This is a genomic window from Fodinisporobacter ferrooxydans, assembly GCF_022818495.1.
Lineage (GTDB): Bacteria > Bacillota > Bacilli > Tumebacillales > MYW30-H2 > Fodinisporobacter > Fodinisporobacter ferrooxydans.
On the sequence record NZ_CP089291.1, the window covers coordinates 4020869 to 4033028 of the forward strand.

Annotated in this window: 11 protein-coding genes; 2 read left to right on the forward strand and 9 right to left on the reverse strand. The window is 42.6% G+C overall.

The genetic code is table 11. The features are described 5' to 3' along the window. Nucleotides 1-39: 39 nt before the first annotated feature. From LSG31_RS19315 to LSG31_RS19325, 3 genes are all read right to left on the reverse strand, one after another. The gene (locus LSG31_RS19315) at nt 40-354 is read right to left on the reverse strand and encodes a hypothetical protein (RefSeq protein ID WP_347436669.1); all 315 of its coding nucleotides are present in this window, start codon (nt 352-354) and stop codon (nt 40-42) included. Nucleotides 355-368: 14 nt separating this feature from the next. Further along, complete coding sequence (locus LSG31_RS19320; RefSeq protein WP_347436670.1) at nt 369-1316, reverse strand: L-lactate dehydrogenase; 948 nt, start codon at nt 1314-1316, stop codon at nt 369-371. A gap of 670 nt (nt 1317-1986) precedes the next feature. Next, nucleotides 1987-3165, reverse strand: a complete 1179-nt coding sequence (locus tag LSG31_RS19325) for a MalY/PatB family protein (protein ID WP_347436671.1) — start codon at nt 3163-3165, stop codon at nt 1987-1989. A 216-nt stretch (nt 3166-3381) separates the two neighbouring features. On the opposite strand from LSG31_RS19325, the gene LSG31_RS19330 reads away from it, so the two are divergent. Further along, complete coding sequence (locus LSG31_RS19330; protein ID WP_347436672.1) at nt 3382-3975, forward strand: hypothetical protein; 594 nt, start codon at nt 3382-3384, stop codon at nt 3973-3975. 96 nt (nt 3976-4071) lie between these two features. Here the strand turns inward: LSG31_RS19330 and LSG31_RS19335 are convergent, their stop codons facing one another. The 3 genes from LSG31_RS19335 to LSG31_RS19345 all read right to left on the reverse strand — a co-directional run bounded on the left by LSG31_RS19335 (nt 4072) and on the right by LSG31_RS19345 (nt 8257). Then, complete coding sequence (locus tag LSG31_RS19335) at nt 4072-5376, reverse strand: phytoene desaturase family protein (protein ID WP_347436673.1); 1305 nt, start codon at nt 5374-5376, stop codon at nt 4072-4074. 298 nt (nt 5377-5674) lie between these two features. Further along, complete coding sequence (gene bcaP / locus LSG31_RS19340) at nt 5675-7108, reverse strand: branched-chain amino acid transporter BcaP (RefSeq protein WP_347436674.1); 1434 nt, start codon at nt 7106-7108, stop codon at nt 5675-5677. Between the two features lie 150 nt (nt 7109-7258). After that, nucleotides 7259-8257 (reverse strand): NADPH:quinone oxidoreductase family protein, encoded by a 999-nt coding sequence (locus LSG31_RS19345; RefSeq protein ID WP_347436675.1) that lies wholly within the window; start codon nt 8255-8257, stop codon nt 7259-7261. A gap of 261 nt (nt 8258-8518) precedes the next feature. On the opposite strand from LSG31_RS19345, the gene LSG31_RS19350 reads away from it, so the two are divergent. After that, nucleotides 8519-9004, forward strand: coding sequence for a hypothetical protein (locus tag LSG31_RS19350; RefSeq protein WP_347436676.1), 486 nt, complete (start codon nt 8519-8521; stop codon nt 9002-9004). A gap of 230 nt (nt 9005-9234) precedes the next feature. Here the strand turns inward: LSG31_RS19350 and LSG31_RS19355 are convergent, their stop codons facing one another. From LSG31_RS19355 to LSG31_RS19365, 3 genes are read right to left on the reverse strand one after another with little or no spacing between them, the layout of a single operon-like run. After that, a complete protein-coding gene (locus LSG31_RS19355) occupies nt 9235-9552 on the reverse strand; it encodes a DUF485 domain-containing protein (protein WP_347436677.1) in 318 nt (105 codons plus the stop codon). 50 nt (nt 9553-9602) lie between these two features. Continuing rightward, nucleotides 9603-10400 carry a LytR/AlgR family response regulator transcription factor gene (locus tag LSG31_RS19360; RefSeq protein WP_347436678.1) on the reverse strand — a complete coding sequence of 266 codons (798 nt, stop codon included), beginning with the start codon at nt 10398-10400 and terminating at the stop codon, nt 9603-9605. After that, a complete protein-coding gene (locus tag LSG31_RS19365) occupies nt 10369-12156 on the reverse strand; it encodes a LytS/YhcK type 5TM receptor domain-containing protein (RefSeq protein ID WP_347436679.1) in 1788 nt (595 codons plus the stop codon). Before LSG31_RS19365 ends, LSG31_RS19360 begins: the two co-directional genes overlap by 32 nt. Nucleotides 12157-12160 lie beyond the last annotated feature (4 nt).

Here is a 12160-nt window from a genome sequence, read left to right on the forward strand (position 1 = left end):
CACCCCCTTTGTCTCACCCGCCGTTTGCATAGTTGCCTTTCAAAACAATGCGGACGTTGTCTTTGATTCTATTTTACGCAAAGGGATAAAATTATGGAAGATTCCTAACACTTGCACCCGGCTGCCTTCCAGGTCTGTTTCAAAAATGGTAAAGACGCCATAATTTTGCGTTTTTGTGGCATTTTCAAACATCTTATCTCCGAGTAATGAAACAAGTCCTTTTTGCAGCATGGAATTACTTTTTTCCATTGCTTTTTCTTTGATCCACGAAACATATTCCGTTTTGGCTGGATTGGTAATTGCCAAAAGGATGAGGATGCCAAATATGAGCACCAGGTTGCGGATCTTGAACATTTGCTTCGCTCCCTTTAAAATCCAATCTCATGCAAAAATTTCTTGAGAGTTGTCGCCGATTGCTGCAAATTCTGCTCTTCTTCGATCGTTAAAGCCATAGGAATCACTTGTTCTACACCGTTTCTGCCAACGATGGAAGGGACGCCCAAACATACGCCATCAATCCCATGATAGTTTTCCAAATACGAGGACACTGGCAAAATACTTTTTTGATCTTTTAAAATGGCTTCACAAATCCGTGCCAATGCAAGTGCAATGGCATAATAAGTCGCTCCTTTTTTTTCGATGATTTTATAAGCTGCCATTCTCGTCTCATTGTAAATTTCGTTTTTTTGCTCATCTGTCAAATGCCAGGGGCTGCCTGGCTGACGCTGGTTGACGCCAACTCCTGCTATATATAAGGAACTCCACAGTGCTACTTCCGAATCCCCGTGCTCGCCGATAATCATGCCGTGAACGCTGCGCGGATCTACACCAAATTTTTCCGCCACCAGATAGCGAAAACGGGAGCTGTCCAACAATGTTCCGGATCCGAAAACGCGTTGCTTGGGCCATTCCGACAGTTTCAGAGCTACTTGTGTCAGAATGTCGACAGGATTTGTAGCGATTAATAGAATCCCGTCCGTATTGTATTGAACCACTTGCCGGATAATCGACTCAAAAATTTTTACATTGCGATTCATTAAAGCCAAGCGGGTCTCCCCTTCTTTCTGGGCCGCGCCTGCCGTCACTACAATAATATCCGCATTCGCACAATCTGCAAAGCAACCTGCCGTAATTTTCATCGGCGACGCCAGCAACAGACCATGATTGAGATCCAGCACATCCCCTTCCGCCTTGTTTTGATTCACATCGATAATGACCAGCTCATTTGCCAGCCCTTTTAACAAAACCGTATAAGCAAATGTGGAACCGACCGCACCATTTCCGATTAACACAATTTTCGATGATCCTTTTGCCATATGTCACAATCTCCTCTGCTTAAATTACAGTTCTCTCCACTTTTTCTGTGTTACAACCTGAAATTAACAAATTTACAAGTATCCTAGCACGTTTTTTGATGTACAGCTAGAGAAAATGTATGAATGTTTTGTAGTGAAAATGTTACAGATACTTGAATTTTCCGGGTGGAAATCTATTACACAAAATAGCAAACTCATTGCAAAAAAACCATATCCATTTTTTGATATGGTTGTAATGTCCTATCTTTGAATAGGATGTTATGCATTCGATATAGTCTGACTGCCGCAACACCCTTTAGGAGAGTACTTCATATAAATAAAAAGCTAATGCGATTAAAATGGCGCATATCCCAAAAACCAACACCATTAACTTTTTCGAAGTCATCTTTTTCACCTCAGTAATAAATTGTGTGAAATTCCAATTTTGTATGCAGAAGTACGTTTTCCATGTTTTTCAAAGCAAGAGATCGGTACTGCTTGTCTGCGCCAATTATTTTTTCCGTTGTAAATAGTCTTTTTGTACTAGTATTTTAAGACTATATGCGCTATACTGTCAGTACCGGATAGTACTTTTATCACCTATACCTATACCTACTCTTACAAAAATAGACACTGCATTTGGCAAGTGTCTATTTTTGTACGACCGGAACCATCTATGTATGAAAGACTGTCATCTTTTTATTCGTTGTACAGCCGCTTCTATTCTGGACAGTCCCTCTAACAACGTAGTTCTCGGACAGCCGATATTGATTCGTGCAAATCCTTCTCCGCCAGCGCCAAATGTATGCCCGAGATTCAGGCCTACTTTTGCTTCTTTTGTAAGAAATTCGCCCAATTGTGTATCCGATAATTCCAGTGCGCGAAAATCCAGCCAAATGAGATACGTTCCCTCTGGGCGTATGGCGCGGATCTCCGGGATGCGCTCCTTTACAAAGGCAAGCAATGTATCAACATTTCCCTTTAGGTACTGCAATAATTGATCCAGCCATGGTTCACCATCCTGATACGCCGCTTCCGTTGCAGCGATTGCCACACTGTTGAACATATGAAGGGCATAACGCAGCAATGCTTGTTGAAATTTGCGCCGCAACGTTGCATTTGGAATCACAGCATAGGAAAACGGCAACCCTGCAATGTTAAACGTTTTGGTAGCTGCCATACAGGTAAGGGAATGTTGGGCAAAGGATTCCCGTACGGATGCAAACGGCGTAAAGGGATGATCGGGATACACGATATCGCAATGAATTTCGTCTGATAGTATCATCACACCATGTTTTTCACAAATTTCGCCTAATTTCTGAAGTTCTTCTTTTGTCCATACTCGTCCAACCGGATTATGGGGATTGCACAAAACCAATATCTTTGTCTGTGCATCGATCAATTGCTCCAGCCCGTCATAATCCATCACATACTTGTCATCCTGCCATATGAGGGGATTATTGACCAATTCCCTCCCTGTCATTTCAACCGTCCGTTTAAACGGCGGATAAACAGGCGGCTGAATGATGATTTTATCGCCAGGTTCTGAAAACGTTTCGATCGAGAGAGCCAATGTCGTCACAACGCCAGGACAGAACACAAACCAGTCCGTTTCCACAGGCCAGTTGTGCCGGCGACCCAACCAGCTTTGGATTGCTTCCCGCAGCGTATCCGGTACAAACGGATATCCGAATACACCGTGCTCCGTAACTTTGTCAATCGCCGTGCGGATAGCCAGAGCAGACACAAAATCCATGTCAGCCACCCACATCGGCAAAACGTCCGTGGAGCCGAAAAGCTTATTCAGTTGGTCCCATTTCATGGAATGGGTGTTAAACCGATTCAATACATTGTCAAATTGATCATCCATTTGATTGCACCTCACACATTCTAGGATAAAATTCCCTTTGGACGTATCCAGTCTACTAGAAACATTTGATAAAAGGAAGATGACATAGTACAAAAGGACTATTTTATTCATTTTATACATTAGTCTAATTTTGTCCTGTGCGAACATGATGGATCGATTATAATAAATCATATTACATGAAATAAACGCAAACGAGCTATAAGGAGTATACGATAGATGTCCAACTTCAGTCAGAAAATCAAACAGTTTTTTGATCATCTGGATATGGTTTTCCTGGAATGGATCCGCTCCCGATCCACATTAATTGCCGCAATCCTCGGCATTTTTCTCATCGTTTGGGGGATCGCCACACAAGACTGGTTTCTGATCGTACAAGTCATTGTTTCCGCTGCAATCGGTTATCGATTGGGATTTATTCCCGGTGTTTCATTTGATACACTGATCGCGTTTATCCGCTTTTACCATGTACATTTTGAAGTTGTTTTATTGCCATTTCCATTTTTGCAATACTTTATTTGCGCCTATATTACCTGGCTTGGGTTCCGCCATCACCAAATGAGCGCACTTCTCAAAGAAAAACTAAGCGAACTGGATCCGCCCAATCATGTCGTCACTTGGTCCTTTGTAAATGAAGTCCGGAATTCCCTTATGGCGATGCGCCTTCTATTATTCCGCTATGCAAAAGAAACGACAGCACAGACGGATATGAAGATCGTAGAAGAAGAATTGCTGCGCCTTGAAACTCTTTTTGGAAAACTTCCCAAAGAAGAGAAGAAAACAAGCATAAAGATGAAAAAGGAATCTGTATGATTCCTTTTCATCTTTTCCATACATATTAAATATTGCGTGCATACGAAATGCATCATCAATTCTTCAAATCGAACATTTCAATCAAATATACATGGATTACGCGAGAACCATGCTTTGCTTTTGCATAATGTATTGACTGGACTGGTATGCGCTTGAGAATGAAAGCTCCGAAAGCTGGCCTTGTCCTTCACACCAATCTCCCGCAAAAAACAGATTCCGGTATTCCGGGAAAAATAATGGCATCGCCTGTTGATGCATGTTCCATTTAATTTCCTGGACGACTGCTTTTTGAGAAATACGCGGAACGACAAGCTCGTCTCTCCATCCAGAAAAATATTTGTCATACATGTCTTCAATATTTTTCTTGTAACGATCAATAACGTCCTTGTTGCCGATATCCTCATTTTTCAGATATGTCGTTGCTTGTAACAGTTGCCCGCCCTCAGGTACGCATGTCGTGTCATAATAGGAAATATCTGTAATAAACACTTTGTCTTTCCGATTGTACACATACGTATATGGCACTTCGATTTTGTTTTTCAAGCCAATGTCATAAACCAACACATATGTAGGATCATATTGCGCATATTGTTTGATGGCATATTCGATTTTGGTGTTCTCAAACAACTTTAACAGGTCGCTAGGCGGTATACAGAAAATAAATTCCTCTGCCTCGATCCATCCATCCTTTGTGCAAACAGCGGTGACACGGTCTTCTTCCACTTTCACTTCATCCACTTTTGCCTTTGTTTGAATCACACCGTCATTTTGCTCAATCACTCTGACAAACTCGGATATCAAATTTTGCCAACCACCGCCTATATAAGCAACCGGCTTATTGGTTGTAAAAATTCTTCTATAATAGGTAAAGAATATATCGGAGGGTATTTTTTCCGGCTCCCTTGTGAAGAAGTTGGACGATGCCAGTGTCAACATCATCTCTTTGACTTCATTGCTCACTTTTTCTTGTTCCAACCACTTTCGAATGGAAATATGAGGATTGCCCGTCTCTGCTTTAATCAAAGTTTTGACGATCTGATACACAAAGGAAAGCTTATGCATGCCCTGAATTGCTTTCGTGCGGAATAATCCCACAACATTTGCAGGAACGGCTGTCAACTCTTCTCCAATATCATATTTTGCCTTTAAGGGATTAAAATCTTTCCAGTCGATATGGATGTCAAGTTCTTTTTCCAACTGTTTCAAAACAGATGTATCACGGCCATAGATCGCATGTGCGCCAAAGTTAAAGGCAAAACCTTTAATATTGATCGTGACAGCTCTCCCACCCAAATTTGCTTTTTCCAACAATAAAACTTTCTTGCCGCTGTGAGACAAATGCGCAGCAGCGGAAAGTCCAGCCAATCCCCCACCTACCACCACTACATCAAAGCGTTTCATGATATGACTCCTCTCTAAAAAACAGCCTTTATTAGTATAGCCCAAAATTTCAAACTGGCAATATAAGAAACGGATTTCAGTGTTTTTTCAAACATTTTTTCTAAATTGAAGAATTTGTCTTAATGGTTGCACAAATCAAAGAAAGTTTCATTAGTGGATCTGTGGAATCTCCAATATAAAAAGACACAGCAATGGCTGTGCCTCTCAAACGTTGAAAAATCTTTATTGTAGTACTATACGATTTCTATTTCAAACGACCGACTCCAGAAGATTCGAACGAACTTGTTCGACATGTTTTTCAACTGACCGCCTGTTTTTGTTCAAATCCTGCCGCTGTTGCATCTTCACTTGCAAGTTTGCTGTGTCTGCGGCCATATGTGAAGTAAACGACGAGTCCAATCACAAACCACACGACAAACCCAGTCCATGTAATGCTTGACAATTGCAACATTAAGTAACCGCAAAATACAATGGCTAACAGTGGAATCCACGGAACAAACGGAACTTTAAATGCACGATGCAAATTGGGTTGTTTCTTCCGAAGGACAATAATCCCAACGGAAACAGCGATAAACGCAAACAATGTTCCAATGTTTGTCAAATCAGCAAGCTTGTCCAATGGCACAAGTCCGGCAAAAACGGAAACCATTGCGAATGTTACCCAACTGCCCGCTACAGGAGTTTGTGTCTTGGGATTGACATTGGACAATACTTTGGGCAATAAACCGTCACGGCTGATTGCATAAAACAAGCGGATTTGACCGTAAATCATCACCAATAAGACAGTTGTAATCCCGATAATTGCGCCAAGCGAAATAAATCCTGCCGCCCAATTTTGATGGATGAACTGAAGCGCGAAAGCAACAGGGTTTTTCACATTCAATTGTTGATAAGGAACCATTCCCGTCAAGATACCGGACACAATGATGTACAATACGGTACACACGGCAAGGGAACCTAAAATACCGATCGGCATACTTTTTTGCGGATTTCTGACTTCTTCCGCTGCCGTTGATACGGCATCAAACCCAATGTAAGCAAAAAAGACGGTAGCAGCGCCGGAAGCCACGCCGGAAAACCCAAATGGCATAAACGGCGTCCAGTTCACCGGTTTCACATACCAAACACCCACTGCGATAAACAATACGACCACAATCAACTTAGTGACAACCATGATCGAATTGAGGCGTGTGGATTCTTTAATCCCTCGCGACAACAAAAATGTCAGCAACAAAACAATCAGGATTGCCGGAATATCAATATATGTCCCTTTTGCAGGATCATACGCACTCGACAAGGCAGTTGGAATGTGAATTCCAAAGCCGGCAAGCAAACCTTGAAAATATCCGGACCAGCCGCTGGCAACCGCCGATGAAGCAAGCCCGTATTCCAAAATAAGGTCCCATCCCAAAATCCAGGCAAACAATTCGCCAAACGTTGCGTAACTGTATGTATACGCACTCCCGGAAACCGGTACAGTAGAAGCAAATTCCGAGTAACAAAGAGCCGCAAACGCACACGCCAGGCCAGAAAGGACGAATGACAGGATCAAAGCAGGCCCCGCATGCTTGGCAGCCGCCACACCGGTTAGTACGAAGATACCTGTACCGATAATGGCCCCGATCCCAAGCATCATCAAGTCAAACGGACCGAGTTCGCGCTTTAAAGATGTGCCCTTGTTCTCTACTTGAGAAAGCAAAGAGGCAATAGACTTTTTGCGAAATAGATTCATGTTTCTCTCCCCTTAAATTTTACAATCCATTTTATTTTTAAAATTATCTAACAACAAGATCTATCTGACATTATATTTTGATTTTTTAAATTTATCAATAACATTTTTATACAATTAAATATTTTTAATAAAAGGTTAATAATTTTTTGTCTAGCGTTCCCCGACATTCACGATCGTTCTACCGCGAACATTCCCTTTCAAAATTTCCGGTAAAACGTTTGGAAGCTGCTCCAAAGGAATCTCTTGTCCGATTTCTTGCAAGAGAGTTTCGGGCTTCCATTCATTCGCCATCTGGTTCCATACTTGCATACGAATGTCCATCGGGCAGTACACCGAATCTATCCCTAGAAGATTGATTCCGCGAAGGATAAATGGAAAGACGGTTGTCGGCACATCAGTACCGCCAGTCAAACCGCTCACTGCTACCGAACCTCCGTATTGTGTAGTGCTTAAGATATACGCAAGTGTTCGCCCGCCCACAGGATCGACAGCAGCAGCCCACCGTTGTTTATCCAGCGGCCGGAAGGATTCCGGTGAAACTTCTGTTCGGTGCAGTATCTCTTTGGCGCCAAGATTTTGCAAATAGGCATGCTCTTCGGTCTTTCCCGTACTTGCTGCTACGTGATATCCGCGTTTTGCCAGCATGGCAACAGCCATGCTTCCGACTCCACCGGTCGCACCTGTCACAAGTATCGTCCCTTTTTCAGGTCGTATGCCATTTTGTTCGAGTTTATGTATCGATAAAGCTGCTGTAAAACCGGCAGTTCCAAAAACCATCGCCGCTTTTAATGTAAGAGCTTCCGGCAACGGCACAACCCAATCTGCACGCACTCTGGCAAATTGGCTAAAACCGCCGAAATGCGACACACCCATATCGTAACCGGTTACCAATACCTGATCTCCTTTGGCAAAACGGGAATCTTCCGATGATTCTACAATTCCGGCGAGGTCAATCCCGGGCACAAACGGATAAGATCGAACGATTCGCCCATTCGGGTCTGCCGCTAATCCATCCTTATAATTCACACTGGAATACATCACTCGGATCAGAACTTCTCCCTCCGGCAGTTCAGCAAAGGACATCTCTTGCAGGGATACTGCAAACATATCCTCCCTCTTATTCACAACCAACGCTTGAAATGCTTCCATCTAACGATTCTCCTCTCTTAAACCATATCGTTCTTTCCATTGTAACATGGTTTTTGGATGTAACATGGCTTTTGACACATAATCGGATGATTCGTATATACACCTTACCGAATTGCCATACGTTGTGAATCTCAAACCAACGTCGCCCTATCAAAAAAAGAAAAAATGTCCACAAACAAAAATTACAGATAAAATGCATGCTGCTTGTTTATTCATCATGCAACCCGTCAAAACTGTTGATAAAATCAGGAGGGATGGGACATGGGATTCAGACTTTTTAGTGATGATGAAACGGTAATCGACTACGAAATCAAACCCAATCATGAGCGGATCTTTACGGACCTAAAGATCGGATCCTACGAAATTGAGATGCCGGAAGGGGATACTCTTAAACCATGTGTTGACAGGTTGCAGTTAACACCCCAAGACATCGAAAATCTTCGATATTATTTATCGGGAAACAATTTTAATGAATTAAAATTCGAATGGGAATATGCAAAGAAAAAGCTAAAAGAAAGAATTCCAAGTGAACGGCAAACGGTGGATGACTTGCTTTTGGAATTGACGCCCAATATACTTGAAACACAATATGACTATCGGTTTTTAGAGACCATCTCTTTGATTGTAGCATTTGCCGATAAACACAAAGAAAGACAAGATTTTTTGTTTATCGGTGAGCGTTCGGATCTAAAGGAACAACAAGCGTCGCCATCATGGGTAAATCCTTGGGAATCAGGAGCTGACTAAAAAACGGACAGACACTTCGGTGTCTGTTTTTTTGAATATTTTCCGTTCAAAATCAGGAATTCTGTTACTAAAGTTTTGCAATAGGATACGCATTTCCTTTTTTCCACAAGATTCATAACCAAATGTAATACTGCTGTAACATTCAAGGATTAGGATAAACATGTAGTCGCTGATGCGACGCACTTTGACCCCCTTTTATATATACTTTAGATGGCGTACATGATGTGCGTCTATTTTTTTTTACGGCTTCTTACTTCTTCCCGTAAACAATCGACCATTTTGTCAAAACTGGCCGCCTTTTTATGGTAGATCATGCACAGGACCCATGTCATAAGAAATTGCACAAAAGCAAACAGCCAGGCCAGAGTGACTCCATCTGCTATATGGAGATTCATTCGTTTCGAATATGCCGTTAAGACAGGCAGCAAAACATAAAAAACAGCAAAACAGATGGTGAACAGAAGGAGAAACCTCTTCTTTTCTCTTATTAAATATTTGAACGTATTGGATTGTAAGACGATCGAATCCAGCATGTTTTCCTTGTCCATGAAATCACCCCGTATCAAAATGGTTTTCTGGAAAAGATGTTGTATATGGTTTATTGTTCGAGAATTTTGAATAATGCCTTGGCCGATGTACGGCTAACCGGAATTTTTGTCTTTTCCTTGTTCTTCAAAAGAGCATTATATGCTCCGTTAAACCAGGGAGTAATTTCATATATATAGTCCAAATTCACCAAATAACTGCGATGAGGCCGAAAAAACGGGTAGTGTTTGACCTTTTCTTCCAATTCCTGCAGTGTCATTTTTGCCTGAATGGTTCCCTGATCCGTATGGATCTCAATCCATCTCTCTTGCTTCACCGCATATTGAATCGATTGCGGGGAAAGAACGATAACTTTTTCTCCATCGTCAATCAACAACTTTGCATGACGGTTGGAAGATAAACTGTTTGGAGTTGTTTCTTTCGATATGGAATCGCCATCCTCTGCTTTCATCAAGGGTCCGCTGCGATAGCCCAATTTTTTTCGCACGCGTTCGATCGTCGCTTTAAACCGTTGTATATCATAGGGTTTTAAAAGATAATCAACCGCTTCCAAGTCAAATGCTTGTATGGCATATTCGTCATATGCTGTACTGAAAACGAGCAACGGAATATCGGTATCGTTTTCATTCTTTTGAAACGCTAACGTTTTAGCAACTTCAATGCCTGATAATGAAGGCATATGAATGTCCAGGAAAATGACATCCGGCTTGTACTGATGAAATAATTCCAACAATTGTTCGCCATTTTCCGCACTCGGGCAAAGGATAAAATCCTCTTCTTGCTGTATAAGATACGCCAATTCCTCGCGAACCAACCGCTCATCTTCTGCGATCATCGCTCGAATGTTCATGCAGTTGCCTCTCCTTTTGGTTCAGAATCGGAATACTAAATGAAACGGAGCATCCTTTTTCCGGTAAATTTTTGATATGCAAGGAAGACCCGGCACCCAATACATGTATGAGGCGCTGATTCACATTATAAAGACCAATCCCATTGCCTTGCTCGCTTTGAATTGGCTGCATCCCCAATTGATCCATGACTGCAACTGGTATTCCTTTTCCATTATCACATATTTCGATCTCAATTTCTTCCTTTTTTTTGCGAACCATGATCTTGATCACACCTCCGGCAGATACATCCGTCAACCCATGTTTCAAGCTGTTCTCAACGATCGGCTGCAGTGTGAACGGAGGAATGAACGCAGACTCAGTGCCCTCATCAACTTTACAATCGATGGTCAGCTGGTCGGAGAAACGTACCTTTATGATTTCGATATACGCCCAGAGATGTGCCAATTCCTTTTCCATCGGAATCAAGGAAATGCTTGTCATTTTTAAATTCAGACGCATGAATTGACCCAACTGAACGATAATATGCCTCGCCAGATCCGGATTTACGCGGATCAAGGTAGAAATCAAGTGAAGTGTGTTAAAGAGAAAATGCGGATTGATCTGTGCCTGCAAATTCCGCAATTGTGCCTCTTGCACGAGAGCCTTCATATGTTCGGCAGCCACGACATCCAACTGGTTGGAAAGCAATTTTGCCAGCCCCTGCGCCAAAGCGACATCAACAGCCCGCAACTGTTGAGAGCGTTGAAAATACATTTTCACCAAGCCCACCACTTCTCCCGCTTGACACAGCGGCATGAGAATCGCAGCATGCAGCGGGCATTTCGAATGATTGCAGCGGATTTGATCCTGGTTCAAAGCAATTTGAATTTCCCCGGATTCTACAGCGATACGTGAAAGGTTCGTCTTTAGCATTTCCCCTTGTTTGTGGTGGTCGGATCCAAGGCCCAAATGCGCCAATACTTGTTCCCTGTTCGTAACGGAAACGGCTGAGAGCTTTAACTCCTGTTGCAATAGTTTGGCTATTTCTGTCGCGGTTTCGAAGCTTAATCCCCGTCTTAAATACGGCAGCGCCGCTTCTGCAATCCGCAATGCCTGCAGTGCCGCAACTGCCGCCCCTTGTTCCTGTTCAAAGAGAGCGACCCGAATCATCGCCGTAAAGATAGCGATGGCGATGCTGTTCGTAATGACAAGCGGCAGGCCAATCCTGTCAACAAGGGCAATCGAATGTCGGGGTGTGGATGTAAAAATCAATAACAGGCCCATATGCAAAATAGGCACGAACATACCAATAAACATCGCTTTTGTCGGTGCAATGACACGCTCCTCTGAAAAAAACCGGGCAGTAGCTCCGCTCAAAATGCCAGCCAAAGGATGGATGAGGCTATTTGCGAATGATTCATCGCCCCCGAGAAAATAGGTGTAAAGGCCCAGAATCATTCCGGAACCAAAGCCTACAAAAGGTCCGCCCAATAATCCGGCGATCACGATTGCTACCAATGATGGTCCGACAAGCATTTCGTCCTGTCCCAGTTTGAAGATGAACCAATGCGGTGCAATGCGGTCCTCTGCCAGCAATATACCCATCTGCGTTGCAATGATGCCGAGTGTACCGAAAAGAATGGAATGATAGCAAACCGTTTTGTAATTGAATTTGCGATCCAATACAGAACGAAAGGATGGAATACGAGTCAACATAAAAACTAAGACAAGAAACAGGCCCATGCGTTGAAAAAAAAGAATCGTAATGTCTGCCATTCAT